Source organism: Kribbella sp. VKM Ac-2568, from assembly GCF_004345365.1.
GTDB classification, from domain to species: Bacteria; Actinomycetota; Actinomycetes; order Propionibacteriales; family Kribbellaceae; genus Kribbella; species Kribbella orskensis.
Genome location: NZ_SLVF01000011.1, coordinates 198,272 through 223,063 on the forward strand (window position 1 = coordinate 198,272; position 24,792 = coordinate 223,063).

Genomic DNA, 24,792 nt, shown 5'->3' on the forward strand with positions numbered 1-24,792 from the left:
GCCGCACCGGGCTGAGTCCAGTTAGGCTCCGCGGATGGAGCTGACTGCGGACGCGTTGGTGGCGGCGTTGCGGGAGAAGGCGCGGCCCGGCGAGGCGGTACAGAAGCACTACCACGGCGACGGTGACGTGCTCGGAGTACCGATGAAGGCGACCTTCGACACTTCCAAGGCATTCACCGACCTGCCACTCACCGAGGTGGACCGGCTGCTCGACGAGACGTCGTACGAGGCTCGGCTGGCGGCTTTCTGCGTGCTCGACTTCCGCGCCCGCCGGGCCAAGCTGCCGGACGACGAACGGCGCGCGGGGTACGAGCTGTACCTCCGCCGGCACGACGCGATCGACAGCTGGGACATGGTCGACCGCGCGGCCCCACACGTCGTCGGGCGCTACCTGCTCAAGCGATCCAGGGATCCCCTCTTCGAGCTGGCCCGAACCACCGACCCGCTGCGCCGCCGTACGGCCATCACAGCACCCCTGTACTTCGCCCGCTTCGGCACGGCCGCCGACCTGACCGACCTGTTCGCGTTGGCCGAACTGCTCCTCGACGACAGCGATCCGGTGGTGTCGAAACCGGTCGGGATCGCGTTGAAGTACGCCGGGGTGATGGATGAGGCGGCTCTCACCACCTTCCTCGACCAGCACGCCGGCACCATGCAGCGACCGGCCCTTCGGTACGCCCTCGAGAAGCTCGATCCCGCCACCCGCAAGGCCTATCTCGGCTGACCACCCGGCGGGAATTCCGTTGCCGGTGGCAGCGTTGCCATCTACCGTGACCATCATGTTCCGCGTGGATTCTGTTGCGTACCTGTCAGGCCTCAGCCTGACGGGCGCTGCCGCGTGGGCGTCAGTCGATTCAGCTTCATACACCGGCGCGCGAAGCCGACCCTCCTCCTGCTGAAGCAGGACCCGCGGAGGAGGGTGGCTCGACAACCGGCCCCCTTCACCGCAGCCAGCGCTGTGCCAGTGCCAGCTGTGCGGAGGATGGGCCACCGGGTCCTGGCTGTTCGAATCTTCTGACCAGCAAGGGAAGACACACCATGGCCAAGAGCCAGTTCGTGCGGACCAAGCCGCACCTCAACATCGGCACGATGGGTCACGTCGACCACGGCAAGACCACCCTGACCGCCGCCATCACCAAGGTGCTCGCCGAGCGCTACCCGACCCTCAACTCGTTCGTCGCCTTCGACGGCATCGACCGGGCGCCGGAGGAGGTCGCGCGGGGGATCACCATCAACATCTCGCACGTCGAGTACGAGACCGCCAACCGGCACTACGCGCACGTCGACATGCCCGGGCACGCCGACTACGTGAAGAACATGATCACCGGCGCCGCCCAGGTGGACGCCGCGATCCTGGTCGTGTCGGCGCAGGACGGCGCCATGCCGCAGACGCGGGAGCACGTGCTGCTCGCGCGCCGGGTGGGCGTGCCGTACCTGGTGGTCGCGCTGAACAAGGCGGACACCGCCGAGGACCCCGAGCTGCTCGACCTGGTCGAGCTGGAGGTCCGCGAGCTGCTGTCGGAGTACGGGTTCCCCGGCGACGAGGTGCCGGTGGTCCGGGTCTCCGGGCTGCGGGCGCTCGAGGGCGACCCCGAGTGGATCGGCTCGATCGGCGAGCTGCTCGACGCCGTCGACTCCTACGTGCCGGACCCGCCGCGTGAGCTGGGCGAGCCGTTCCTGATGCCGATCGAGAACGTGCTCACCATCAGCGGGCGTGGCACCGTCGTCACCGGTGCGGTGGAGCGCGGTTCGCTCCGCCTCGGCGACACCGTCGAGGTGGTCGGCCTCGGTCCGACCGTCACCAGTACGGCGATCGGGATGGAGACGTTCGGCAAGTCGCTGGAGTCCGCGGAGGCGGGTGACAACGCGGCCGTGCTGCTGCGTGGCGTCAAGCGCGACGAGGTCCGTCGCGGCCAGGTGGTGGCGTTGCCGGGCAGCGTCCAGCCGCACCGGAAGTTCCGGGCGCAGCTGCACGCGCTGTCGACCGCCGAGGGTGGGCGGCACACGCCGTTCGCCGCGGACTACCGGCCGCAGTTCTACTTCCGGACCACGGACGTGTCGGGTGGCATCGACCTCGGCGAGATCGAGCTGGTGATGCCGGGCGACACGATCGAGCTGGGCGTGGAGCTGGCCAAGCCGGTCGCGATGGACGTCGGCCTCGGCTTCGCCGTCCGCGAGGGCGGCCACACCGTCGCCGCCGGCACGGTGACCGAACTGCTCGACTGAAGTGAACGAGGCGCCCCGGGCCGATGCCCGGGGCGCCTTGTTCTGCTGAGGTTCAGGGCCGGACCTGCCCGCTGCCCTTGCGGTGGCGGAGGCCGGAGACGATCAGGCGGCGGACCAGGTGGCGGCTCGAGACCGGTACAGCGCCGGCCGCGATCAGTTCGTCGTACTTGTCGGACGGCACGTCATAGTGGTCCCGGTCGAAGCCCCGCGCCGGGATGCCGGCCTTGCGGGCGAATTCGTGAAGTTCGTCGAGGGACTCGTCGCTGACCAGGTGCGACCAGACCCTGTTCCAGGCCGGCCAGGCCGGTGGGTCGATCAGGATCACCCGGGGCGCTCCTTCTCGTCCTTCTCCTCCTGCCGTTCGTCGTGGGCGTCCAGGAGGTTGCGCCAGGCCCGGACGAAGCGGGAGTCCACGTAGGCCTTGGTCCACGACCCGTCCTGCCGCACGGACGACCCGACATGGAACCGCCGTACTCCGCTGCCGTACAGCCAGGGCACGTGCTCCGGCTTGAGCGAGCCGCCGGCCATCATCACCTTGGCGACCTGCGGGTCGTCCTTGGCCAGCTTGCAGAGGTCGTCCAGCCCGTAGCGGACGCCCAGACTCGAACCAGCGGTGAGAACGCAGTCCAGCCCCGGCAGAGTCCGCAGCGCGCGCCAGGCCTTGCGCTGTTCGAGCACGGCGTCGACCGCCCGGTGGAACGTCCAGGGCGTGCCCGCGAAGGTGCTCGCCAGCGCAGCGACCGACTCCACGTCCACCTCGTTGTCCGGGGTCAGGAACCCGAAGACGAACCCGTCCGCCCCGGCCGAGAGGTACGACTGCGCCGTCGCGGTCAGCCGGTTCAGCTCGGCGCCGTCGGTGGTGAAGGAGTTGGTGAGCCGGAGCATCACCCGCAGCGGGAGATCTGTGACCCGGCGTACCGCGCTGACCGTCGACACCGACGGGCACAGGCCGCCGGCCTCCATCGAGGCGCACAACTCCAGGCGGTCCGCCCCACCCTCCTGAGCCGCCTCCGCGTCCGCCGGATGCAGCGCGATGACCTCCAGCAACGAACCCATGCCCGCCATCATCCTTCATCTGGTTCATCCGGGCCCGGCAAAACTCTCCGCAAACCCTGTTGCACTCCCCCAGGGTCTTCTGTATCGTTTTTCTAGAACGATTTAGAAGAACGATACAGAAGACTGTTCGGAGAGAGGTGTCGAGGATGTCGCCGGGAGTCACCATCAAGACCGTCGCCCAGGCCGTCGGGGTGTCGCCGTCGACCGTCTCGAACGCCTACAACAAGCCGGACCAGCTGTCCGCCGCGATGCGCGAGCGGATCCTGGCCAAGGCCAAGGAGCTCGGGTACGCCGGGCCCGACGCCTCGGCCCGGGCGCTGCGCAGCGGCAAGGTCGGCGCGGTCGGCGTGCTGTTCACCGACAAGCTCGCCTACGCGTTCTCCGACCCGTACGCGGTCGGCTTCCTGGCCGGACTGGCCGAGGTCGCGGAGGAGTTCACCACCAGCCTGCTGCTGATGCCGCTCAGCTCGACCGACATCCAGGGCGGTACGAACGCGGTCCAGCAGGCCGCGATCGACGCGGCCGCGATCTTCTGCGTCGCCGGCGGCCACCCGGCCCTCGACACACTGAAGAACCGGGGCATCCCGATGGTGTCGACCGACCGGGGCGACCACCCGGACCTGTCCTGGGTCGCGATCGACGAGGTCGAGGCGGCCGGGAAGCTCGGCAAGCACCTGGCGCGGCTGGGACACCGCGACGTGGTGGTCCTGCTCGACAACGCCGAGGCGGCCGGCTCCCAGCCGGTCGAGCTCACCCTCGACGAGGTCGGCTACACCGACTGCGAGCTCCGGATCCGGGGCCTGCACAAGGAGATGCCGGACGCCCGGATCAGGCTGGTCTCGGGTGGCCACAACGCCTTCGGCTCCGGACTGGCCGCGGCCGAGTGGGTGCTCGACTCGCAGGACCGGCCGACCGCGATCGTCGGGCTGAGCGACGTGCTGGCGCTCGGCGCGATGGAGGCGATGAAGGCCCGTGGGCTGGTCCCCGGCAAGGACCTGACCGTGGCGGGCTTCGACGACGTCCCGGCCGCCGAGAGCGCCGGGCTCACCACCGTCCGCCAGCCGATCCGGGACAAGGGCCGCGCCGTCGGCCGGGTGCTGCTCGACCCGGCCACGACCGAGCGGCAGATCACGATGCCGACCGAGCTGATCGTTCGCTCCAGCAGCGGTCCGGCACCCCGCAACTGAACCAGGAACACCCCTAGTCAGCCACGGCCGTCCGGCCGCCGGCTCTGATCACCACGCCCTTCGGAAGGGAGCACGACCATGACTTACTACATCGCCGGCAACACCGCAGTGGAAAACGCCCGGTCCCTCGCGCAGTCGGCCCTGCCGAACGCGCCGCAGGAACCGTACGAGGAGCCACGTCCGCCGCGTACCCAGGCCCTCCGCGCCCGCCTCAGCACCGCCCTCCGCGCCACCGCGGAGCGCGAGCTGAAGCTGGCCGACCGCTTGGACCCGGCACCCACCTGCAGCGCCGGCTGACCCCCGGAAGAATCACTATCGAAACCAGACCTCTCCCGAGGCGACAGAACCCCGAGCCGGGTGGCTTGGGGTTTTGTCGGTTCCGTCTGGCACTCTGAAGGGCGATGAACGAGCCCGGCGTGTTGCTGACGGCCCGCGCGATGGTCCTCCACGACCTGGCCGCGCGGGGATTCGATGACGCCATCATGGTGTCCTTGCTGGAGGACGCGGTCGCCGGCCGGCAGTGGTGGCTCGACCAGTGGCCCGACGGCGCCGAGCACATCGCCGGCCTCGTCGCACAGGACGTCCAGGACCGTCTGGTCGACTCCGGCGTCCGCTGGCCGCGCTGCACCGCCTGCGACGACCTCAGCGACCACGAGCTCCGCATCGAGCCCGAGCTCGGCCCCGACCCCCACTGGGTCTGCGAACGCGCCGGCATCGCCGTCTCTCCCTTAGGCCGCCTCACCTGACCCAGGGGTGACTCAAGGGAATACCCCGGCGCGCTACATGTAGACAAGCTACTAGTGTGGCCGTCCATGAAGTCCTTGCTGGTTCTCCGGGTGGTCGCGGTCGGGCACGCCGTCGCCGTCTGCCTGCAACCCGTGCTCGCGGGTGTCTACCTGAACGGCTCCAGCGGCGCGATGCGGCTGCATGAGCCGATCGGACTCGGCGTCGCCTTCCTCTGTCTCGGCCAATTGCTGATAGCAACGATCTACTGGCGCTCCGCCGGCCGCGGACTCACGGTCATCGCGACCCTGGCACTCCTCATCGCCGAGGGATTGCAGATCGGAATGGGCTACAGCCGTCAACTGGCTCTGCACATCCCGCTCGGCATCGCGATCGTCGCGATCGCCTGCGCCTTCGCCGTCTGGACGTGCCGCCCGAGCGCGACGGTCCGGCGTACAGAGAAGCAGGCGGTGGCGGCATGACCACCGAACTGGAACAACAAGTCGGGCAGAAGCCGGTACGCCGGCCGCGGGCGTCGCTGTGGTTCCTCCGGATAGTGCTGGTGCTCCACGCCGGACCGGTGGTCGCGCAGCCCATCCTCGCCGGGTACTTCCTCTCCGGCGAGGTCGATGCGATGGCATGGCACGGGCCGATCGGGTCGTCGCTGTGGATGATGTCGATGCTGCAGTTCGTGGCCGCGATGCTCTACTGGCGTCCAGGCGGCGGCCGCCTCTGGCCCGCACTCCTCACGCTCGTGCTCTTCTTCGCCGAGTTCGTCCAACTGACCTTCGGCTATCTGCAGAACTTCGCCGTCCACGTTCCGCTCGGGACGGCCATCGTCAGCACGGTCGTCGCGATGGCGATCTGGTCCTTCCGTCCCAGTGCCCGCAGCGGCCGCAAGGAGGTAGCGCGATGAGCATGTCCCGCCGCACGTTCCTGGCCGTCGCCGGAGGTACCGGACTCGCCGCCACCCTCACCAACTGCGGCCTGGACGCCTCCCCCGGCCAGACGGCCGAACTACTCCGCAGCGAGGCTCGGCTGCCGGAAGCCTTCACGGTGCCGCTCCCCATCCCCCCAGTGAAGAAGCCGATCCGAACGGCGGCCGGAGTCGACTACTACCGAGTGGTCCAGCAACAGGCCGATCTGGAGATCCTCCCTGGCCTCAAGACGCCAGTACTCGGGTACGACGGACTCCTGCCCGGCCCCACCTTCGACGTACGCAGCGGGCGAACCACAGTCATCGAGCAGGTCAATCAACTCGCCGTCCCCACGGTGGTTCACCTGCACGGCGGCCACACCCCGGCCAGCAGTGACGGGTGGCCCCTGGACCTGCTGATGCCGAACGGCGAACACCACGAGCACGCCGGCCACCACAACATGCCCGGTGGCGACGTGAAGACCGGCAGCCGGACGTACACGTATCCGAACGCCCAGCGAGCCGCGACCCTCTGGTACCACGACCACCGGATGGACTACACGGCTCCACAGGTCTACCGCGGCCTCTTCGGGCTCCACCTGATCCGCGACGCGGAAGAGGACGCCCTGCAACTGCCTGGCGGTGATCGCGAGATCCCGTTGGTGATCGCGGATCGCGCATTCGCCGCCGACGGGTCCTTCCTCTACCCCGCCCTCAAGGACGGCCCGGGCGTCGAACCGGAGTACATGGAGGGCGTCATCGGTGACGTGATCCTGGTGAACGGTGCACCGTGGCCGGTGCTCGAGGTGGACGCCGCGCGGTACCGCTTCCGCATTCTGAACGCGTCGAACGCCCGCCGCTATGAACTTGCCCTGAGCAACGGACCGGCGACGTTCGTCCAGATCGGCAGCGACGGTGGACTGCTCGGCGCCCCGATCGAGCACCAGACGCTCGTGATCGCTCCGGCCGAGCGCTTCGACGTGGTGCTCGACTTCTCGCAGTACCGGCCCGGGACGGAGCTCACGCTGCTCAACAAGCTCGACGGCGGTCGCGCCGGGCAGGTGATGCGGTTCAAGGTCGCCCGGAAGGTTACCGACGACAGCAACGTGCCGGAGAAGCTGTCGAGCTACGCGCCGCTGCCCAAACCGGGCGGTCTGGTCCACCGGACGTGGCGATTCCGCCGTGGCGACGCGAACGGCCACAAGGGCTGGACCATCAACGGCAAACCCTTCGACCCCGAGGTGATGCAGGCCCAGGTGAAGCTCGATCAGTACGAGGTGTGGTCCTTCGCCACCGACGTGCACCACCCGGTGCACGTCCACCTCGCGCCCTTCCAGGTACTGCGCCGCGGCGGTTCCAAGCCCGGCCCGTACGACGCGGGCTGGAAGGACACCGTCGACGTCCGCCCTGCCGAGGTCGTCGACGTGCTGGTCAAATTCTCAAGCCACAAAGGCAAATACCTGATCCACTGCCACAACCTGGAGCACGAGGACATGGCCATGATGGCCGGCTTCGAAACAATCTGATCACCAGCCCCGGCCCCGCAGTACAGGCGACTCAGTGGTCGCCTTGTTCGGCGGCCTGGGTGGCCTGGGCGCGGAGGGCGGCGCGGTCGATGCCGGCCAGGTCGAGAGCGCGGGGGACGCGGCCGAGGTTGGCGTCGAGGATGCCCACCAGCATGTTCGAGGCGCCGATCCGGCCGCCTCCGGTCGCGGCCGCGTTGTCCATCGCGCGTTTGAGCAGCAGCTTGGTGGACTCGCCGATGGCAGGAGTCCGCTCCTCGTCAGGTGTTGCCGTGGGCAACTCCGCGACCGTGACGGCGATCCCGGCGGTCGCCAGGCTCTGCTCCCACTCCCGATCGAGCGCGGCGCGGATCGCGTCCCTGGTCAGCCCGGCGCCGTGCAGCATCCGCGCGGCCGCACTCCCGGGCAGCGCGGCGAGGGCGAGCAGCACGTGCTCGGCCTCGATCATGGACGAGCCGTCCAGCCTCGCCTCGGCGCGAGCACCGCGGACCAGCACCGACCGGACGTCCTTGGTCTTCGTCGACATCAACGCCTCCTCAGGGCGACGCCCGCGGCGATCAGCCGCTTGGCGTGTTTCTTGTGCACGGCCTGCCGGGTGACTCCCAGCACCTCGGCCACCTCGGACCAGCTCCAGCCGGCCCGCATCGCCTGTTCCACCTGACTGTCCTCGAGCCGGTCCGCCAGCCGCCGCAGCGCGACGACCGCGGCCAGCCCCGCGCCGGGATCGGCCGGGTCCGTCAACTTCTCCATCTAAGCAACCTAGGTTGACAAAGCTTATTTGTCAACCAGAGTTGCTAAAACTCAGCTCTTGACCCACTCGGCGGCGTCTGTTTATAGTCAACGCATCAGTTGATCAACGGAACGGTTGATAAAGATGTCGGTTGACGAGGCAGCGCTGGACCGGGCCTTCATGGCGCTCGGCGACCCGGTCCGCCGGGCACTGATCGCCCGGCTGTCCCGGGGCGAGGCGACCGTGAACGAGCTCGCCGAGCCGTTCGCGATCACCAAGCAGGCCGTATCCCGGCACATCCAGGTGCTCGAGGCCGCCGGCCTGATCACGCGCAGCCGTGACGGCCAGCGCCGTCCCTGTCATCTCAACCCGACCGGCCTGGAAGAACTGACGAGCTGGATCGACGAGTACCGGCTCGCCTCCGAGCGCCGGTTCCGCCGGATCGACGCCGTCCTCGAAACCGTGAAGGAGCAGGAATCATGAGCACTCACCCGACCACCATCAACGCCCCCGAGGGCACCCCGTTCATCGAGGTCGTCCGCGAGTTCGACGCCACCCCGGCCCAGTTGTTCAAGGTCGCTACCGACCCGGAGCTGGTGGCCCAGTGGCTCGGCCCGCGCGACCTGGAGATGGACGTGATCGAGTACGACGTCCGCCCGGGCGGCCGGTACCGCTACATCCACCGGGCGAACGGGCGCGAGGATGCCTTCCGCGGCGTCTTCCACACGGTCGAGCAGGACGCGCGGATCATCCAGACGTTCGAGTGGGAGGGCGCGCCGGGCGAGGTCTGCCTGGAGTCGGCCCGCTACGAGAAGACCGACACCGGGGTCAGGCTGCACACGCAGTCGGTGTTCCCGTCCGTCGAGTCCCGCGACGCGGCGGTCCAGGCCGGGATGGAGTACGGCATCCGTGACTCGATGGACCGACTGGCCGAACTGCTCAGCGGTGACAAGTCATGAGCGCCGCGAGGAGCCCGGTCGTCGTCGACATCACGATGTCGCTGGACGGTTATGTGACCGCTCCGGGGGCGGACCTCGCACACGGACTCGGTGTCGACGGCCTGGTGCTGCACACCTGGGTGATGGAGGGCAACGACGCGGACCGCGCGGTACTGGAGGAGGCGTACGCCCAGACCGGCGCCGTGATCCAGGGCCGCAGGTTGTTCGACTTCATCGACGGCCCGAACGGCTGGAACGAGGAGATGGGCTACGGAGCCAAGCCCCACGGCGAGTCCGTCCCGCCCATCTTCGTGGTCACCCACCAGGCGCCCGCGAAGACCCGGCTCGGCGATCGGTTCCACTTCGTCACGGACGGCCTGGCGAGCGCGGTACAGCAGGCGCAGGAAGTTGCTGGTGGCAAGGATGTGGTGGTGATGGGCGGCGGCGCGACCTGCGGGTCCGTCCTCGCCGAGGGCCTCGCCGACACCCTGCGCCTGCACGTCGCACCCATCGTGCTCGGTGGCGGTACCCCACTGTTCCGGGACGAAGCACCGAGAGTCGGCCTGGAACTGGTGGACGCCATCTCCACTCCGGCCGCGCAACATCTCACCTACAAGGTGGTGAAGGACTCGTGAGCAAGGTCATCGCGTCCGCCGCGGTCTCCCTCGACGGCTTCATCGCCGACACCGAGGACGCCGTCGGTCCGTTGTTCGACTTCTACAACAACGGTCCGGTCGAGGTGTACGGCACCGACAAGGGCCGGCCCTTCAAGGTCAGCGAGGCGACCGCCGGCTACATCAACTCGGTGTGGCCGACGGTCGGCGCGACCGTGATCGGACGCCACCTGTTCGACCTGACCAACGGCTGGCACGGTGTCCCCGCGGTCGGCGAGCATGTCTTCGTCGTCACCCACGAACCGCCGGCCGACTGGCCCTTCCCCGACGCCCCCTTCACCTTCGTGAACGGCGTCGAGGATGCGATCAACCAGGCGAAGGACTTCTCCGGCGACCGGGCGGTCTCCCTCACCGCCGGCAACCTCACCGGCCAGGCGCTGGCCGCCGGCCTGGTCGACGAGATCGTCCTCAACCTGGTCCCGGTCGTCTTCGGCACCGGCATCCCCTTCTTCGGTACCTACGCGGGCGCGCAGGTGCTCCTGGACGACCCCTCCGTCATCCAGGGCACCCGCGTGACCCACCTCCACTACCGAGTCCGGTAGTCCTGCCCCCTAGGGGGAGACGATCAGCCGGTCACGACGTGGCGGCGGCGGTAGAACCACATCGCGCCCATGGCGACGGCAGCGCCGCCCAGGGCTGAGGCACCCGCCTGCAGGACCTCGACGCCGTTGTCGTCCGACACCCTGGTGACGCTCGCCACCTGTGCCGGTGGGACCTCGTACTTCGGGTCGTAGTTCGGGTAGTTGTACTCGGTGGTCGTGGGCTCGGGCACCGGGTAGCCGGTTCCCTCGTCCGGCCAGCCGTCGGTGACGGGCTGCGTCAGGTGCGTGGCCCAGGGCTCCGGGTCCTTGTACATCGCTGACGCTCCGGTGGTGGTCAGGACGACGCCTGCCATCGCCAGGACGGACAGTGCGGCTGCTGACTGCTTGCGGTTCATGGCTCCTCCAGTGGACCCTGCGGCGCGGGACCGCCGCTCTGGTTCCACCGTCGGCCACCAGGCCCCCCACCCACATCGGCCGCAACCCCTCAGAAAAGCCTCCGAACCCCCTTAGATCTCAGTACTCCCGGCCGAGAAGGGCAGGGTGGTCGGCGATGACAGTGCAGGAGCCGGGCTCAACCTCGGTAAACCCGGCGTCCTGTACGACGGGGAGGCCGGTCCGGAGGAGGGCTGACCAATGGGGCGCCGTGGCTGTGCGGACAGCGACGGGGAAGTCCGCGGACTGCCAGGTCTTACGGGCCGCTGCGGGCAGGTCGAGCCAGGCGAGGTGAGCGGCATGGCCGACCTGGGCCATGGTTTTGCCGGTAGACATCTCGAGCTGCGGGTTCACCCACAGAACCGGGGTGCCAGGCTCGGGTTCACCCGGCGGCTCGGGGTCTTCGAGATCGGTACCGGTGACCTGGAGCTTGGCGAGATCCTTGGGTACCTCGTCCAGCGGCACAGGCGGAAACACCCGTACTACGGCCGTTGTCCCGGTCACGGTGATCCCGGCCAGCGCGGACGCCCTGCGCCACTCGGCACCCCGGGCTCGACGTACGACCTTCCGGATCCGGGCGTCCTGCCAGTCCCGCATCGCGGCGGCCCATTCCCCGTCCCCGGCCGACCGCTCGTCCGCCAGGATCGCCAATACCGCGCGCGCCGCCGTCTCCAGCGCATCCGTCTGCCCCGGCCGCACCGCCTTCTCCACCTGCAGCACCAACGTCAGCACGAACTCGCGCTCCTCAGAACTCACTCCGCGAGTCTGCCAGCCCGGCCCGCCCGCTCAGCGGACACCTCCGGGTAGCTCGTCGTGCCGCACCCGGGGCCGTTCCGGCGACTGTTAGTTTGGCGGCATGCGGCAGTATCTCGATCTCCTCCAGCACGTCCTGGACCACGGCGTCGAGAAGGGAGACCGGACCGGGACCGGGACGCTCAGCGTCTTCGGCCACCAGGCCAGGTACGACCTGACCGCCGGGTTCCCCGCGGTGACCACGAAGAAGCTGCACCTGCGCTCGGTGGTCGGTGAGCTGATCTGGTTCCTCAGCGGCTCCACCAACGTGAAGTGGCTGCACGAGAACAACATCTCCATCTGGGACGAGTGGGCCGATGCGGACGGCGAACTCGGCCCGGTCTACGGGTACCAGTGGCGCTCCTGGCCGACCCCGGACGGCCGGCAGATCGACCAGATCGCCGCCGTGATCGACTCGATCAAGCAGAACCCGGACTCCCGCCGCCACATCGTCAACGCCTGGAACGTGGCGGACGTGGACGGGATGGCGCTACCGCCGTGCCACACGATGTTCCAGTTCTATGTCGCCGACGGCCGGCTGTCGTGCCAGCTCTACCAGCGCTCGGCGGACATCTTCCTGGGCGTGCCGTTCAACATCGCGTCGTACGCGCTGCTCACCCACATGGTGGCCCAGCAGACCGGGCTGGAGGTGGGCGACTTCGTCCACACCCTCGGCGACGCGCACCTCTACCTGAACCACCTCGACCAGGCCAGGCTCCAGCTCACCCGCGAGCCCCGGCCGCTGCCCACACTGCAACTGGCGAAGCGCGACTCGATCGACTCCTACGAGATCGCCGACGTCGAGCTGGTCGGGTACGACCCGCACCCCGGGATCAAGGCGCCCATCGCGGTATGACGGTCATCCTCATCGCGGCGGTCGGCAGCAACGGGGTGATCGGCCGCGACAACGACCTGCCCTGGCGGATCCGCGAGGACCTGCGGCACTTCAAGGAACTCACCCTCGGGCAGACCCTGGTGATGGGCCGGAAGACCTACGACTCGATCGGCCGCCCGCTGCCCGGCCGCCGTACGGTCGTCGTCACCCGGCAGCCGGACTGGGCCGTCGACGGCGTCGAGGTGGCGCACAGCCTGCAGGCCGCCCTCGAATGTGCCGACGGCAAGGACGTCTACGTGGCCGGCGGCGGCGAGATCTACCGCCAGGCCCTCCCGCACGCCGACCGCCTGGAGCTCACCGAGGTCGACCAGTCCCCCGAAGGTGACGTCACCTTCCCCGTCTTCGACCGGTCGGACTGGCAGGTCACCGCCCGTAACCCCCACGACGGCTTCACCTTCGTCAGCTACGAGCGTCGGCCAGCTGACCTAATGGGGTAGGTTGCTCGGTCAACAGCTCAGATAAGAGTCGCATTCTTCTCACACGATCGAGGAACAGATGGATGCTACGGCCGGCCTCGCCTTTCTTGATCAGACTGACCTTGATCATCTTGTGGCACGGCTTCGCAGGAACGGCCCTCAGTTCGATGCTGACCTCGCACTTCTCGAGCAGCCCCTCCAAGCCATTCGTGGCCGGATCGCATTCTTGATCAGTGATGATGCAATAGTCTTCATCTCTGGCATAGCACGCGGCTCGGTGGCCGGCGAGACCCGCCGGAATTTCAACCTTCACGCAATCACTCCGGTCGACCCACCTCTTCCCCTCGAACAGATCCGAGCTGGGTTGCTGACGACTCAAAGAGAAGCGACACATGCCCCAGGTGGCACGTTGACGATGAAGGCCACCAGACGCGCCATCGACATTCTGCTGATGGAGCGCCCTTCATTGGCTACCGTCATCGACGAACTGGTCCCCAACGTCGAGCGGGTCAGTACCGACAGACGACTGGTCTCGCTGGCGCAACAGCGTGATGGCGTCGCCACCTTGCTCGATATCGCAGGCTTCAGGCCCGATCAGGCCATTGCGACAGACACAAGCTGGCTCGACGACAATAGGCACACGTTCCTTCCGTCAACTACCACGTCGGCCGCATTGGAAGATCCAATGGTCGAACACGATCGAGGGACCTTCGCCGGCTGGGCTCCAGAAAAATCCGACAAACTGGGTGTCAGTTCATTTACGAACGGCAATGGCAAGAACCTGCACATCATGAACGTCAACCGATGGAGCATCGAGACCGCGTTGGGCGTGGATCTCATTTATTACCACGTCCAACGCCGAAGCTTCGCGCTCCTACAGTACAAGCGAATGACCGCGGAGGGCGGCGAATGGATTTACCGCCCGGACGAGCATTTCGCAAGGCAGCAGAAGCGCATGAGATCAGTTGACCAGGCATGCGCCGCCGGAGATCATGACGAGTTTAGACTGAACTATGCTCCGAGTTTCTTTAAGCTCTGCAAGCTTGAATCCCTCGACGTCGACAGCCTCTCGATGATTCCTGGTATGTATCTGACACGGGAGCAGGCCGACAACCATCTTGCTGGCCCCAATGCCCGCGGCCCGCGCAACGGCCTCTACTTCTCGTACGAGAACGTGAAGTCCTACCTCACTGGTTCCTTGTTCACCGACCTAGTGGCACATGGGCTCATCGGAACGAGTGGCGGATCGAGCAGACTACTCCGGGAAGCAATTGCTGCAAGTTTGAACCAGCGAGGTACGGCTGTGGTTGGAATACTGGACGACGAGCGTGGCCGTCGGCCGGGCTGGAAGGAAGATGCCGTCGCCATCCATCGCTCCTGACCTTCTGCGCTGTCCGGGTGGTTGACGATGCAGCCCGGAGTCTCTGCTCCCAGTGAGCACACGGCTGTTCCCAGTGGCGGGTGACAACGAGTGCGCAACGGCTCGGTCATGGTGGGCCGGGAACCGCGTAGATTGTGTGCGCGTCACGGACTGTGTGACTGGGGACGTGTGCCGCGGGCTCGCGGCAGGCCACCGGAGGGGAACGACGATGACCGAAGCTGACAACACGCAAGGCGCGGCGGCAGCACCGGCGGCGGCAGCCGCGCAGTCGCCGCTGCAGCCGCCGACGGCGACCGCACCCGGCCTGATACTGACCGCGCCCGCACCGACACAGCCCGTCGCCGCGACAGCCGCCCCGAGCCTGGCGCCCGCCGTGGACCCCGCCGCGCTGCCCGGGCTGGACGCGAAGGTCGACACCTTCCTCACCTCGCTGATGACGGTCGAGCCGCGCTCGCCGGAGTTCGCGGCCAAGGCCACTGACGTCCGGAGCATGGGTGACGTCGACATCCGGCATGCAGCGGAGAGCTCGAACCGGCTCCTCCAGCAGCCGGTCAAGGCGCTGCAGAGCGGCGGGCTCTCCGAGGGCTCGACGGTCGGCAAGACCCTGCTCGAGCTGCGCCGCACGGTCGAGAGCCTGGACCCGAAGGAAGCCACCGGGGCCAAGAAGCTGTTCGGGATGATCCCGTTCGGGGACAAGATCGAGGACTACTTCCGCAAGTACCAGAGCGCCCAGACGCACCTCGAGGGCATCCTGCACGCGCTCCGCGACGGCCAGGACCAACTCGGCAAGGACAACGCCTCGCTGAACCTGGAGAAGCAGCAGCTCTGGGACGCGATGGGCCGGCTGAACCAGTACGTGTACGTCGCCGAGCGGCTGGACGCCCGGCTGGCGGCGACCATCGCCGACCTCGAGGTGACCGATCCCGAGAAGGCCCGGGCGCTGCGCGACGACGTCATGTTCTACGTCCGGCAGAAGCACCAGGACCTGCTCACCCAGCTCGCCGTGTCGATCCAGAACTACCTGGCCATCGACATTGTGATCAAGAACAACATCGAGCTGATCAAGGGCGTCGACCGCGCCTCCACCACGACCGTCTCCGCCCTCCGTACGGCGGTCATCGTGGCGCAGGCACTCGGCAACCAGAAGCTGGTGCTCGACCAGATCACCGCGCTCAACACCACCACCAGCGGCATGATCGAGCGCACCTCGCAGATGCTGCGGGACAACTCGGTGGCGATCCAGCAGCAGGCGGCGTCGGCCTCGATCGGGCTGCCCCAGCTGCAGGCGGCGTTCGCGAACATCTACGCCACCATGGACGCGATCGACACCTTCAAGGTGGAGGCGCTGGACAACATGGCCGCCACCATCGGCACCCTCGAGTCCGAGGTGACCAAGTCGCGGAGCTACCTGGACCGGGTCGCCCAGCAGGACCAGCGGGTGGTCCAGGGCACCCTGGACCTCGGCTGAGCGCGGACCTCGGGACGGAACCGGCAGACGAGCGGGGGGACGGGAAAACTGGATGGCGTTGGGTGATTTCTTCGCGCGGCTGACCGGCCGCAAGACGGAGCCCGAGCCTGCCCCGATCCCCCGCGCGCCGACCAACGAGGACCTGCTGCAGGCGCTGGTCCGGGTCGAGCAACTGGTCGCGGACGGAGCGGTGCCGGCCGTGGTCGCGTCGCGCGTCGGCCGGGTGGTCCGGACCGTCCGGGAGACCATCCCGCGGCTCGGGAACCTCGGCGGCAGCGCCCAGGCGTACTCGGTGATGGCGACGGCGACGGACTACCTGCCGGAGGCGATCGGCGGCTACCTGCGACTGCCGAGGCAGTGGGCGGACAGCCGGCCGGTGGACCGCGGCAAGACCTCGCTGATGATCCTGATCGACCAGTTGGACCTGCTGGGCTCGACGATGGACAAGGTGTTCGACGCGGTCAACCGGGCGGACGCGGCGGCCCTGATCGCACACGGCCGCTTCCTGCAGGAGAAGTTCGGCACCGGCTCGACCGGCGGCGGCCTCGCCCTCGGTCCGACCCCGTCGACACCAGCACCATCAACGCCACCTTCGACACCACCGCCCGACAGCGGGGCGGGGCCACTGCAACCACCACCGGGACGAGGAGGAGCATGAGCGGCGCGGGGGGTACTTCGCTGCAGGGCGCACTGTCGGCTCTGCTGGCTGTCGCCGCACGTGCAGAGGTTCCGGAGGACGTTGCCCGGGCGGAAGCACTCTCACTCGCGGCAGCCCTGGCCGAGTCAGCTCCTGGCGCACCAGCCGACTGGGCCTCGGTGACACCCGGCGCCGGCACACAAGACTTCTTCAACGCCGCCGTGCGCGGCCGGAGATGGCGGGGCGCGCCGACCGCAGTACTGACTGATCTGGTCGCGCAGGGATCGCCGGAGAAGATCCCGTACGCCGAGGCGCTGGCTGAGGTGGCATCGGCGGCCTGCAGCCTGGGTGAACCCACCATGCGCGTCATCGGCAACGCCTCGGTCGCAGCAGCGGCCCAGCTCCAAGCAGCAGGCGCTCGGCCAGTCCAGGCGACACCTACCCCAGCTACACCGGCGCCAGCCACACAGGCCAAGTCGATAGAAGCCAAGGCAGTAGAAGAGAAGGCTGCGGAGCCCGAGCGAACGGTAGAGGAACTCCTGGCCGAGCTGGACGACCTCACCGGCCTGGAGAAGGTCAAGCGCGAGGTACACCGACAGGTCGCAGTACTGCGGGTCGAGAAGCTCCGGACCGAGGCAGGACTCAAGAGCCCGACCATCACCCGCCACCTGGTGTTCGTGGGCAATCCGGGCACCGGCAAGACCACAGTGGCCCGGCTCGTCAGTGGCATCTACAAGGCGCTCGGCCTGCTCTCCAAGGGCCAGCTGATCGAGGTGGACCGCTCTGAGCTGGTCGCCGGCTACCTGGGGCAGACCGCCACCAAGACAGCCGAGGTGGTCGCCTCCGCGGCCGGCGGCGTGCTCTTCATCGACGAGGCCTACAGCCTGACCGCCGGTGATACCGGCGCCGACCAGTACGGGCGAGAGGCCGTCGACACGTTGGTCAAGGAGATGGAGGACCGGCGTGACGACCTGGTCGTGATCGTCGCCGGGTATCCCGAGCCGATGGAGACCTTCATCGCCGCGAACCCAGGACTGGCCAGCAGGTTCCGGACCACCATCGGGTTCGAGGACTACACGGACGACGAGCTGACGGACATCCTGACCGGGCTGGCCGAGGGCGCCGACTACGAGCTGACCGAGAAGGCGCTGGACCAGTTCAAGGTGATCCTGGCCTCGACGCCGCGGGACCGCTCGTTCGGCAACGGCCGCTTCGCCCGGAACATGCTCGAGGCCGCGATCGGCCGGCACGCCTGGCGACTTCGCGACGTGACGGCACCCACCACCGAGCAACTGCGTCAGATCGTCCCTGAGGACCTGACCGACGAAGACCTGCACCCGGAGAAACCGTCCGGCACACCTGACAGCGAGGCCGCACCGAGCGAGAGCGAGCCCGAGCAAGGAGAAACGGCGTGACCCAGACAACCAGTGCGCCCCCGGCGACCTTGTCGCCGTCGGCTCCACAGGCCGCGCCCACCGGCCCACAGTCCTCGCCAGCTCCCACCAACTCCCGGCAGGGCGCCGTCCGCGCCTGGTTCGACGGTACGCCGGGCCGCATGCGGGCTCTCCTCATCCTGGCCGCGGTGGTCGCCGTGCTCTTCGGTGCAGCGGCGGCGCAGGGCTTCCGCCAGTCCGAGGGAGCACTGCAGCGGGCCGAGGAGAACACCGCGCAACTGGTCCGGATCCAGGCGATCCACACCAACCTGGTCAGCGCCAACGCCAACGCCACCAACGCCTTCCTGGTCGGTGGCCTCGAGCCGCCCGCGCAGCGGCAGCAATTCGTCGACTCGATGTCGACAGCCGCCAAGCTGATCTCCGAGGCAGCCACCGCGCAGCCCGCGGACCAGGAGGCCCTCGGCGCCCTCAACGCCACTTTGCTCACCTACCAGGGGTTGATCGAGCAGGCGCGGGCCAACAACCGACAGGGCCTGCCCATCGGTTCGCAGTACCTGAAGGATGCGAGCGCCAGCCTGCAGACCGACTCGCTGCCGCTGGTGAACGCACTGGTCGAGGCCAACGAGGAGCGCGTCGCCACCGAGTTCAACAACGTCGGCAACGGCAACGTGTGGCTGTACCTGGCCGGGCTGGCCACACTGATCGTGCTCGGGCTGACGCTGTACTGGCTGGCCCGCAAGACCCACCGCTATCTGAACGTGCCGATCGCCGCAGCCGCTGTGCTGGTGCTGCTGACCATGCTGGTCGGCGGTACGTCGCTGGCGAACGCCTCGGGCGCAGCCAAGGACACCCGGGGCGACGCGTACGCCGACACGCTGGCGCTCTCCCGCGCCCGCATCGCGGCGTACGACGCGAAGTCGAACGAGAGCCTGACCCTGATCGCCCGCGGCTCCGGCGCCGCCTTCGAGGAAGCCTGGAAGAAGTCCTCCGGCACGGTCGACGACCAACTCGCCGTAGCCGCAGGCAGCGCCCCGGACCTGCAGAGCAAGTGGAGCGTCTATAAGAAGGTGCACACCGATATCCGGGAGAGCGATGACGACGGTAACTGGGACAAGGCAGTGGGACAGGCCATCGGCACCAGCGACCAGACGTCCAACGTCGCGTTCAACGAATTCGACAAGCAGTCCAGCCAGAACTTGAGCGGCGCCAGCGACACGACCCGGGCCGAACTGAAGGACGCCCGCGACGGCCTCCCGCCGATCGCCTGGCTCGGCCTGCCGATCGGCATCGCCGCCGCCCTGCTCATCACCTGGGGCATGTCGCAGCGACTGGAGGAGTACCGATGAACAAGAAATCCCTGATCGCCGGCACCCTGGCCCTCCTCTTCGCCGCAACGGCCTGCGGCTCCAGCGCCTACGACGCGACGCCGCTGCCGGTGAAGGAGACTCCCCCGGCGGCCAAGCCGGCCGCTCCTGCCGTGCAGGACTGCACCAATGCCCTGCAGTCCTATCTCCCCGACGGTCCGCTGCCGGCACCGAACGCGATGCCCGCCGGCAGCACGATGGCGAAGATCGCGGCGCACGGCCGGCTCGTCGCCGGGGTATCGGCGGACAGCCTCAACCTCGGCTCGCGCAACCCGCTCACCGGCAAGATCGAGGGCTTCGACATCGACATGATCAACGCCGTCGCGGATGCCATCTTCGGCACGCCGGCGCCGGGTCAGCCGAGCAAGGTCGAGCTCCGGGTCATCTCCAGCCCGCAACGGCTGCCGGTGCTGAAGGCCGAGCGCAAGCCCGGAGCGATCGACATCGTTGCGCGGAACATTACGATCAACTGCGCCCGGTGGAAGGAGATCGCGTTCTCCGCCGAGTACTACCGGTCCGGCCAGAAGCTGCTGGTCCAGAGCGACATGACGACGGTCAAGAGCCTCGACGATCTGAGCGGCCAGAAGGTCTGCGCACCTGCCGGTTCGACCAGCCTGGACAACATGATCAAGGCGAATCCGAAGGTCGTGCCAGTCACCGCGGACACCGACGGCGGCTGCCTGGTGCTCTTCCAGCAGGGCAAGGTGGTCGGCATCACCGGTGACGACACCGTGCTCGCCGGCGAAGCCGCACAGGATCCGTACGCGAAGGTGATCCAGGCGCCGCCGTTCAGCCAGGAGCCGTACGGCCTGGGCATGAACAAGGACCAGGTCGACTTCGTGAAGTTCGTGAACGGCGTGCTGGCGGAGATGAAGGCGGATGGTCGCTGGCAGATCTCATACAACAAATGGCTCCTTCCCGCACTCGGTAAGGCCAAGCCCCCTGCGCCTGTTTACGGCAGGAGCTGATGACAGTAGGTACGCCGACGGCTTCTGCGCCGGCTCCACCGGGGAGGATCGGCAGCAGCATTCCTGCGAAGGATCTGCTGTCGTTCCTCGATGCGCTGGGGACGTGGCGGGATCGGCGGCGGGCGGAGCTGGACGAGCTCGACCAGGCTGCGCTGCAGTCCGAGGACGCCGATGCGCTCAGTGCTGACGTGGTGCTCTCAATGGCGGTGTGGAAGGCGGTTTCGGACCGGTACGAGCTGATCCTGGTGACCTGGGACTCCGGCCGGGTCGGGCCGACCGAGACCGAGCGGATCTCCACCTTGATCTGGGGCGGTTTGGACACCGGCGGCGCCAGCGGGTCGCTCGCGGTTTCGTTGCCTGAGGCATGCACCTTGTCGGACGCGCTGGCCTCCACCCTGCGGGCAAAGCTCGCGCTGGAGCCCGGCGACGCCGATCTCGCCGCCCGGCTGCGCCAGCTGCGCGCCCAGGTGGAGCGGATCAACGACCTGGTCGCCCGCGAGCCGGCCGCGAGCCGCAACGAGGCGATCGCGGCGCATCACGACCTGGACCGCCGGGTCACAGACCTGACCGAGCGGGCCAAGCGCGGTGCCGACGTGGGAGGCTTGATCGGTCCCCTGGAGATCGATGCCGCCCGCAACGAACGGGACCTGATCGTCGGCGGTGCCACCCGGCGGGAGCGGGCTGCCGACGTCGCCCGGGCGCGCGCGGTCCGGACGGAGCTTGAGGCGCAAGGCCAGGCGGTTCGTGCCCTGGCCGACCGATGCGTCGCGGAAGTCACCCCGGCGCCACGGCTCGGCGTACCGGATGTCACCGCGCTCGGGCCGGTGCCGAACACGCCTGCCGAGCTGGAGAAGTACCTGACCCGCCTGGACGCCGTACGGCGTGCGCTGGGGCAGGCCCAGTCGGCGTACCGGGCGGCGCTGGAGCGGCGTGACGAGCTGGCCGGACGGCTGGACGCGTACCAGGTGAAGGCCGGCAGCGTCGCACGGACCAGTGGAACCACCGAAGACCTGGCAGAGCTCTACCGGCGCGGCCGCGAGGTGCTCGACTCCGAGCCAGTGAACCTGGTCCGGCTCGGCGCACTCGTGGCGGCGTACCAGACCTATCTGGACACCAGTCTGGCCACCGGGCCGAAGCCCCAGCAGGGGCACGAGTCCGGTCGCGCCACAGGAGGGACGACATGACGACCATCGCCTGCACCCAGCCGGGCTGCTCCGGCACGATCATGGACGGCTATTGCGACGTCTGCGGCTCCCCCGCGCCCGCTGGTGCCGTCAGCCCATCCGCTGTCGCCGGTGCTCCCTCTGTGGAGACTCCGGATGCCCCTGACCCGATCAGCACGGCTTCGACGGTCTCCCGCGCCTCCAACCGGCTGGCCTCGACACCCCTCGGCTCCGCCCGCGCCCAGGCCGCCGGCTCGAAACTGACCCGACGTCTCGGTACTTCGTCCACCCGGCTGCGCGGGGCCCGGCTCGGCGCCGGTCTGACCCACGTGCCGCCGATCCCCGCGATCGACGCGAGCAAGGCGATCCTGGCGAACCCGATGGTCCCCGAGGACCGCCGGAACTGCCCGAACTGCGGCAACCCGGTCGGCCGGTCCCGCGGCGACCAGCCGGGCCGGACCGAGGGCTTCTGCCCGAAGTGCCGCAGCCCGTTCTCGTTCTCGCCGAAGCTGAAGGACGGCGATCTGGTCGGCGGTCAGTACCTGGTCAGAGGTTGCCTGGCGCACGGTGGTTTCGGCTGGATCTACCTGGCCCAGGACAAGAACGTGTCCAACCGCTGGGTGGTACTGAAGGGCCTGCTGAACTCCGAGGACCCGGACGCCGTCGCGGCCGCGATCGCCGAGCAGCAGTTCCTGGCCCGGGTCGAGCACCCGCTGATCGTGGAGATCTACAACTTCGTCACCCACGACGGCGCCGGCTACATCGTGATGGAGTACGTCGGCGGCACCTCGCTGAAGACCCTGCTCAAGCAGCGGATGGCGGCGAACCACAACCAGTACGACGCACTGCCGATCGACCAGGCGATCGCCTACCTACTCGAGATCATGCCCGCGTTCTCCTACCTGCACGACCTCGGCCTGGTCTACTGCGACTTCAAGCCGGACAACATCATCCAGGTCGGCGACGCGGTGAAGCTGATCGACCTGGGCGGCGTCCGCCGGATCGACGACTTGGACTCCGCGATCTACGGCACGGTCGGCTTCCAGGCTCCCGAGGTGGCCGAGGTCGGCCCGTCGGTTGCCTCCGACATCTACACCCTCGGCCGCACCCTGTGCGTGCTGGCGTTCGAGTTCCGCGGCTACCAGTCACGGTACGTCGGGTCGCTGCCGCCGATCTCGGAGGTCCCGCTCTTCCAGCAGTACGACTCGGTCTACCGGCTGCTGCTGAAGGCCTGCGCGTCCGACCCGGCCGACCGCTTCGTCTCCGCGGACGAGTTCCGCGTCCAGCTCCTCGGCGTACTGCGTGAGGTGGTCGCGGAGAAGCAGGGCGTCAAGGCGGCCCAGCACTCCGCGTCGTCCCTGCTGTTCGGCAGCCCGGGTGACCTGGCCGCCGGGCTCGGCGACGCCGCGGCTCCTTGGCAGCGGTTGCCTTCGCTGGCGACGGACGACAGCGACAAGATGGCCGGCTGGCTGAAGACCGTGAGCGTGCCCGACCCTGCCCAGCGGCTCGAACTGCTGGTTAACGCGCCGGAGTCCTCCGCTCAGGTGCTGCTGGAGATCGCGCTGGCCTCGCTGGAGTCCGGGCAGTACGACATGGTCGACACGGCCGTCGCCGACCTGCTCGCCGAGGACCCGTGGGAGTGGCGGGCGGTCTGGATGTCCGGGCTGGTCGCGCTGGCCCGCAACGACGCGTCCACGGCCCAGTCGGCGTTCAACGCCGTCTACGGCCAGGTGCCGGGCGAACTGGCGCCCAAGCTCGCCCTCGCGGTCTCCTGTGAGATCAGCGGCGAGTACGACGTTGCCGAGGGCCTGTACCTCACCTGTGCACGTACTGACGCCAACTACATCGCACCGTCCGCGTTTGGGCTGGCGGCGATCCGCTCGAGCCGCGGCGACCTCGACGGCGCCGTGGCCGCCCTCGACCTGGTACCGCGAACCAGCGGCGCCTACGTGCGGGCTCGCCGCCAAAGAGCCGGACTGCTGGCAGGATCGGGGCGTGGGCTGGCGGCGCTGGCCGAGGCGATGAGCAATATCGAGGACCTGACCATCGACCCGGTCGACCGCGCCAACCTGTCGGCGAACGTGTTCCAGAACGCCCTCGACGAGGTGCGGAAGAGCGGGCCCGATCCCGCCCTGCGGATCGCCGGCCGGGAGGCGACCGAGCCGGAACTGCGGAACGGGCTGGAAGAGGCCTACCGTGAGCTGGCCGGGCAGGCCAACAGCCGGCAGGAACGGATCGCCCTGGTCGACCTGGCCAACGATGTTCGAGGATGGACGCTGCGATGACGAGTACGACCCAGACGGTCTGCCCCAGCTGTGGCGGGCCGATCTCCGACGCCGACCGCTTCTGCGAGGCGTGCGGGGCCGAGCTCACCCCGACCAGCCCCACCACGCCGGCGATCGACACCGACACCGAACCGACGATCGAGCTGAACCCCGGTGCCTCCGCGGTTCCGGGTCCCTGCCGCTCCTGCGGTGGGACGATCGGCGCGGACGGGTACTGCGAGACCTGTGGCACCAAGGCGACCAAGCCCCGGGACCACTTCAGCGAGCAGCCCGCTCCCTGGGTGGCCGGAGTGTGCGATCGCGGGATCCGGCACAGCCGCAACGAGGACGCCCTGGCGATCGCGGCCGATCCCGAGCCGGGCAGCAGGGCCTTGCTGGTGGTCTGTGACGGGGTCAGCTCGTCACTCGACTCCGACGTGGCCAGCCTGGCCGCCGCGCGAGCCGCCCGCGACGTACTGGTCGCCGGTCACGCGAAGGGCCTCGGTACAGAGTCCTCACGGAACAGTGCGGTGGTGGCGCGGATGAAGGCTGCCGCCGATGCCGCGAGCGACGCAGTACTGGAGAACACCAGTCCGGACAGCCCGAACCCGGCCTCGTGCACGTTCGTGGCGACTGTGCTCGAGGACGGCCTGCTGGTGGCCGGGGTCGTCGGCGACAGCCGCGCGTACTGGTTCCCGGACGAGGCCGAGGCCGTCGCCCTGACGGTGGATGACTCGTGGGCCGCCGAGTTGATCGCGACCGGCGTACCGCGACACGAGGCCGAGACCGGTCCGCAGGCCCACGCGATCACCCGGTGGCTGGGCAAGGACGCCCCGGACCACACTCCCCGCACCACCTCGCTCAACGTCACCGGACCCGGGTGGCTGCTGGTCTGCTCGGACGGCCTGTGGAACTACTGCTCCGAGGCGGCACCACTGGCCGACCTGGTACGTCAGACCGCAGCGGCCAACGGCGGCGAGCCGCTGGCCACCTCGTCCGCGCTCGTCGACTGGGCGAATGCCCAGGGCGGCCAGGACAACATCACCGTCGCCCTGGCCCGTATCTAGTTCTCACCGTTGCCCAGCCTGATGCTCGACCGAAAG

The 24,792-nt window shown here is 68.6% G+C and carries 29 protein-coding genes; 23 read left to right on the forward strand and 6 right to left on the reverse strand.

Annotated features, from left to right (window positions below):
- The first annotated feature begins 34 nt into the window (after positions 1-34).
- Positions 35-724 carry a DNA alkylation repair protein gene (locus EV648_RS29970; RefSeq protein ID WP_132298476.1) on the forward strand — a complete coding sequence of 230 codons (690 nt, stop codon included), beginning with the start codon at positions 35-37 and terminating at the stop codon, positions 722-724.
- A gap of 314 nt (positions 725-1,038) precedes the next feature.
- Positions 1,039-2,226, forward strand: coding sequence for an elongation factor Tu (gene tuf, locus EV648_RS29975; protein WP_132298477.1), 1,188 nt, complete (start codon positions 1,039-1,041; stop codon positions 2,224-2,226).
- 52 nt (positions 2,227-2,278) lie between these two features.
- Here tuf and EV648_RS29980 read toward each other — a convergent pair whose 3' ends face one another.
- Positions 2,279-2,551: a DUF4031 domain-containing protein gene (locus EV648_RS29980; RefSeq protein ID WP_132298478.1), complete on the reverse strand. Its 273-nt coding sequence runs from the start codon at positions 2,549-2,551 to the stop codon at positions 2,279-2,281.
- Positions 2,548-3,282 carry a copper homeostasis protein CutC gene (locus EV648_RS29985; protein ID WP_132298479.1) on the reverse strand — a complete coding sequence of 245 codons (735 nt, stop codon included), beginning with the start codon at positions 3,280-3,282 and terminating at the stop codon, positions 2,548-2,550. Before EV648_RS29985 ends, EV648_RS29980 begins: the two co-directional genes overlap by 4 nt.
- Before the next feature lie 146 nt (positions 3,283-3,428).
- Here EV648_RS29985 and EV648_RS29990 point away from each other — a divergent pair, with 146 nt between their 5' ends.
- The 6 genes from EV648_RS29990 to EV648_RS30015 all read left to right on the forward strand — a co-directional run bounded on the left by EV648_RS29990 (position 3,429) and on the right by EV648_RS30015 (position 7,634).
- Positions 3,429-4,469 (forward strand): LacI family DNA-binding transcriptional regulator, encoded by a 1,041-nt coding sequence (locus EV648_RS29990; RefSeq protein ID WP_132298480.1) that lies wholly within the window; start codon positions 3,429-3,431, stop codon positions 4,467-4,469.
- Between the two features lie 78 nt (positions 4,470-4,547).
- Positions 4,548-4,766, forward strand: a complete 219-nt coding sequence (locus EV648_RS29995) for a hypothetical protein (protein WP_132298481.1) — start codon at positions 4,548-4,550, stop codon at positions 4,764-4,766.
- Positions 4,767-4,870: 104 nt separating this feature from the next.
- Positions 4,871-5,215 (forward strand): hypothetical protein, encoded by a 345-nt coding sequence (locus EV648_RS30000; protein ID WP_132298482.1) that lies wholly within the window; start codon positions 4,871-4,873, stop codon positions 5,213-5,215.
- A 66-nt stretch (positions 5,216-5,281) separates the two neighbouring features.
- Positions 5,282-5,674: a hypothetical protein gene (locus EV648_RS30005; RefSeq protein ID WP_132298483.1), complete on the forward strand. Its 393-nt coding sequence runs from the start codon at positions 5,282-5,284 to the stop codon at positions 5,672-5,674.
- Positions 5,671-6,108 carry a hypothetical protein gene (locus EV648_RS30010; protein WP_132298484.1) on the forward strand — a complete coding sequence of 146 codons (438 nt, stop codon included), beginning with the start codon at positions 5,671-5,673 and terminating at the stop codon, positions 6,106-6,108. The genes EV648_RS30005 and EV648_RS30010 overlap by 4 nt, the downstream gene beginning before the upstream one ends.
- Positions 6,105-7,634, forward strand: coding sequence for a multicopper oxidase family protein (locus EV648_RS30015; protein WP_132298485.1), 1,530 nt, complete (start codon positions 6,105-6,107; stop codon positions 7,632-7,634). The genes EV648_RS30010 and EV648_RS30015 overlap by 4 nt, the downstream gene beginning before the upstream one ends.
- Positions 7,635-7,665: 31 nt before the next feature.
- Here EV648_RS30015 and EV648_RS30020 read toward each other — a convergent pair whose 3' ends face one another.
- On the reverse strand, positions 7,666-8,157 hold the full coding sequence (locus tag EV648_RS30020) for a Clp protease N-terminal domain-containing protein (protein ID WP_132298486.1): 492 nt from the start codon (positions 8,155-8,157) through the stop codon (positions 7,666-7,668).
- A complete protein-coding gene (locus tag EV648_RS30025) occupies positions 8,157-8,381 on the reverse strand; it encodes a hypothetical protein (RefSeq protein ID WP_132298487.1) in 225 nt (74 codons plus the stop codon). Before EV648_RS30025 ends, EV648_RS30020 begins: the two co-directional genes overlap by 1 nt.
- Before the next feature lie 124 nt (positions 8,382-8,505).
- Here EV648_RS30025 and EV648_RS30030 point away from each other — a divergent pair, with 124 nt between their 5' ends.
- Genes EV648_RS30030 through EV648_RS30045 form a run of 4 tightly spaced genes read left to right on the forward strand, consistent with a single transcriptional unit; the run spans position 8,506 to position 10,515 of the window.
- The gene (locus EV648_RS30030) at positions 8,506-8,844 is read left to right on the forward strand and encodes a helix-turn-helix transcriptional regulator (RefSeq protein WP_132298488.1); all 339 of its coding nucleotides are present in this window, start codon (positions 8,506-8,508) and stop codon (positions 8,842-8,844) included.
- Positions 8,841-9,320, forward strand: coding sequence for an SRPBCC family protein (locus tag EV648_RS30035; protein ID WP_132298489.1), 480 nt, complete (start codon positions 8,841-8,843; stop codon positions 9,318-9,320). Before EV648_RS30030 ends, EV648_RS30035 begins: the two co-directional genes overlap by 4 nt.
- Positions 9,317-9,934, forward strand: a complete 618-nt coding sequence (locus tag EV648_RS30040; RefSeq protein WP_132298490.1) for a dihydrofolate reductase family protein — start codon at positions 9,317-9,319, stop codon at positions 9,932-9,934. Before EV648_RS30035 ends, EV648_RS30040 begins: the two co-directional genes overlap by 4 nt.
- Positions 9,931-10,515 (forward strand): dihydrofolate reductase family protein, encoded by a 585-nt coding sequence (locus tag EV648_RS30045; protein ID WP_132298491.1) that lies wholly within the window; start codon positions 9,931-9,933, stop codon positions 10,513-10,515. Before EV648_RS30040 ends, EV648_RS30045 begins: the two co-directional genes overlap by 4 nt.
- A gap of 23 nt (positions 10,516-10,538) precedes the next feature.
- Here EV648_RS30045 and EV648_RS30050 read toward each other — a convergent pair whose 3' ends face one another.
- Both EV648_RS30050 and EV648_RS30055 read right to left on the reverse strand, forming a co-directional pair.
- Positions 10,539-10,910: a hypothetical protein gene (locus tag EV648_RS30050; RefSeq protein ID WP_132298492.1), complete on the reverse strand. Its 372-nt coding sequence runs from the start codon at positions 10,908-10,910 to the stop codon at positions 10,539-10,541.
- Between the two features lie 118 nt (positions 10,911-11,028).
- Positions 11,029-11,703, reverse strand: a complete 675-nt coding sequence (locus EV648_RS30055; protein WP_132298493.1) for a peptidyl-tRNA hydrolase — start codon at positions 11,701-11,703, stop codon at positions 11,029-11,031.
- 100 nt (positions 11,704-11,803) lie between these two features.
- Here EV648_RS30055 and EV648_RS30060 point away from each other — a divergent pair, with 100 nt between their 5' ends.
- The 11 genes from EV648_RS30060 (at position 11,804) to EV648_RS30110 (ending at position 24,756) form a co-directional block, all read left to right on the forward strand.
- Positions 11,804-12,595 (forward strand): thymidylate synthase, encoded by a 792-nt coding sequence (locus EV648_RS30060; protein WP_132298494.1) that lies wholly within the window; start codon positions 11,804-11,806, stop codon positions 12,593-12,595.
- Entirely contained in the window at positions 12,592-13,071 is a 480-nt protein-coding gene (locus EV648_RS30065) for a dihydrofolate reductase (protein ID WP_132298495.1), read from the forward strand. The genes EV648_RS30060 and EV648_RS30065 overlap by 4 nt, the downstream gene beginning before the upstream one ends.
- A 58-nt stretch (positions 13,072-13,129) precedes the next feature.
- Positions 13,130-14,431: a hypothetical protein gene (locus tag EV648_RS30070; RefSeq protein WP_132298496.1), complete on the forward strand. Its 1,302-nt coding sequence runs from the start codon at positions 13,130-13,132 to the stop codon at positions 14,429-14,431.
- Positions 14,432-14,639: 208 nt separating this feature from the next.
- Complete coding sequence (locus EV648_RS30075; RefSeq protein ID WP_132298497.1) at positions 14,640-15,899, forward strand: toxic anion resistance protein; 1,260 nt, start codon at positions 14,640-14,642, stop codon at positions 15,897-15,899.
- A 52-nt stretch (positions 15,900-15,951) separates the two neighbouring features.
- A complete protein-coding gene (locus tag EV648_RS30080) occupies positions 15,952-16,557 on the forward strand; it encodes a hypothetical protein (protein ID WP_132298498.1) in 606 nt (201 codons plus the stop codon).
- Positions 16,554-17,951: an AAA family ATPase gene (locus EV648_RS30085; RefSeq protein ID WP_132298499.1), complete on the forward strand. Its 1,398-nt coding sequence runs from the start codon at positions 16,554-16,556 to the stop codon at positions 17,949-17,951. Before EV648_RS30080 ends, EV648_RS30085 begins: the two co-directional genes overlap by 4 nt.
- Positions 17,948-19,276 (forward strand): hypothetical protein, encoded by a 1,329-nt coding sequence (locus EV648_RS30090; RefSeq protein WP_132298500.1) that lies wholly within the window; start codon positions 17,948-17,950, stop codon positions 19,274-19,276. The genes EV648_RS30085 and EV648_RS30090 overlap by 4 nt, the downstream gene beginning before the upstream one ends.
- Positions 19,273-20,262, forward strand: a complete 990-nt coding sequence (locus EV648_RS30095) for a glutamate ABC transporter substrate-binding protein (RefSeq protein ID WP_132298501.1) — start codon at positions 19,273-19,275, stop codon at positions 20,260-20,262. Before EV648_RS30090 ends, EV648_RS30095 begins: the two co-directional genes overlap by 4 nt.
- The gene (locus tag EV648_RS30100) at positions 20,262-21,446 is read left to right on the forward strand and encodes a hypothetical protein (protein WP_132298502.1); all 1,185 of its coding nucleotides are present in this window, start codon (positions 20,262-20,264) and stop codon (positions 21,444-21,446) included. Before EV648_RS30095 ends, EV648_RS30100 begins: the two co-directional genes overlap by 1 nt.
- A complete protein-coding gene (locus EV648_RS30105; protein ID WP_132298503.1) occupies positions 21,443-23,710 on the forward strand; it encodes a serine/threonine-protein kinase in 2,268 nt (755 codons plus the stop codon). The genes EV648_RS30100 and EV648_RS30105 overlap by 4 nt, the downstream gene beginning before the upstream one ends.
- A complete protein-coding gene (locus tag EV648_RS30110) occupies positions 23,707-24,756 on the forward strand; it encodes a PP2C family serine/threonine-protein phosphatase (protein WP_241995712.1) in 1,050 nt (349 codons plus the stop codon). The genes EV648_RS30105 and EV648_RS30110 overlap by 4 nt, the downstream gene beginning before the upstream one ends.
- Positions 24,757-24,792: the final 36 nt, after the last annotated feature.

Coding starts and splice junctions, on each gene's coding strand:
- EV648_RS30025 (WP_132298487.1), bottom strand. CDS start 8,381: ATGGAGAAGTTGACGGACCCGGCCGATCCCGGCGCGGGGCTGGCCGCG.
- EV648_RS29970 (WP_132298476.1), top strand. CDS start 35: ATGGAGCTGACTGCGGACGCGTTGGTGGCGGCGTTGCGGGAGAAGGCG.
- EV648_RS30040 (WP_132298490.1), top strand. CDS start 9,317: ATGAGCGCCGCGAGGAGCCCGGTCGTCGTCGACATCACGATGTCGCTG.
- EV648_RS30110 (WP_241995712.1), top strand. CDS start 23,707: ATGACGAGTACGACCCAGACGGTCTGCCCCAGCTGTGGCGGGCCGATC.
- EV648_RS30100 (WP_132298502.1), top strand. CDS start 20,262: ATGACAGTAGGTACGCCGACGGCTTCTGCGCCGGCTCCACCGGGGAGG.
- EV648_RS30030 (WP_132298488.1), top strand. CDS start 8,506: ATGTCGGTTGACGAGGCAGCGCTGGACCGGGCCTTCATGGCGCTCGGC.
- EV648_RS29995 (WP_132298481.1), top strand. CDS start 4,548: ATGACTTACTACATCGCCGGCAACACCGCAGTGGAAAACGCCCGGTCC.
- EV648_RS30085 (WP_132298499.1), top strand. CDS start 16,554: ATGAGCGGCGCGGGGGGTACTTCGCTGCAGGGCGCACTGTCGGCTCTG.
- EV648_RS30020 (WP_132298486.1), bottom strand. CDS start 8,157: ATGTCGACGAAGACCAAGGACGTCCGGTCGGTGCTGGTCCGCGGTGCT.
- EV648_RS30080 (WP_132298498.1), top strand. CDS start 15,952: ATGGCGTTGGGTGATTTCTTCGCGCGGCTGACCGGCCGCAAGACGGAG.
- EV648_RS30035 (WP_132298489.1), top strand. CDS start 8,841: ATGAGCACTCACCCGACCACCATCAACGCCCCCGAGGGCACCCCGTTC.
- EV648_RS29990 (WP_132298480.1), top strand. CDS start 3,429: ATGTCGCCGGGAGTCACCATCAAGACCGTCGCCCAGGCCGTCGGGGTG.
- EV648_RS30095 (WP_132298501.1), top strand. CDS start 19,273: ATGAACAAGAAATCCCTGATCGCCGGCACCCTGGCCCTCCTCTTCGCC.
- EV648_RS30065 (WP_132298495.1), top strand. CDS start 12,592: ATGACGGTCATCCTCATCGCGGCGGTCGGCAGCAACGGGGTGATCGGC.
- EV648_RS30070 (WP_132298496.1), top strand. CDS start 13,130: ATGGATGCTACGGCCGGCCTCGCCTTTCTTGATCAGACTGACCTTGAT.
- EV648_RS30075 (WP_132298497.1), top strand. CDS start 14,640: ATGACCGAAGCTGACAACACGCAAGGCGCGGCGGCAGCACCGGCGGCG.
- EV648_RS30005 (WP_132298483.1), top strand. CDS start 5,282: ATGAAGTCCTTGCTGGTTCTCCGGGTGGTCGCGGTCGGGCACGCCGTC.
- EV648_RS30105 (WP_132298503.1), top strand. CDS start 21,443: ATGACGACCATCGCCTGCACCCAGCCGGGCTGCTCCGGCACGATCATG.
- tuf (WP_132298477.1), top strand. CDS start 1,039: ATGGCCAAGAGCCAGTTCGTGCGGACCAAGCCGCACCTCAACATCGGC.
- EV648_RS29985 (WP_132298479.1), bottom strand. CDS start 3,282: ATGGGTTCGTTGCTGGAGGTCATCGCGCTGCATCCGGCGGACGCGGAG.
- EV648_RS30010 (WP_132298484.1), top strand. CDS start 5,671: ATGACCACCGAACTGGAACAACAAGTCGGGCAGAAGCCGGTACGCCGG.
- EV648_RS30060 (WP_132298494.1), top strand. CDS start 11,804: ATGCGGCAGTATCTCGATCTCCTCCAGCACGTCCTGGACCACGGCGTC.
- EV648_RS30015 (WP_132298485.1), top strand. CDS start 6,105: ATGAGCATGTCCCGCCGCACGTTCCTGGCCGTCGCCGGAGGTACCGGA.
- EV648_RS30000 (WP_132298482.1), top strand. CDS start 4,871: ATGAACGAGCCCGGCGTGTTGCTGACGGCCCGCGCGATGGTCCTCCAC.
- EV648_RS30050 (WP_132298492.1), bottom strand. CDS start 10,910: ATGAACCGCAAGCAGTCAGCAGCCGCACTGTCCGTCCTGGCGATGGCA.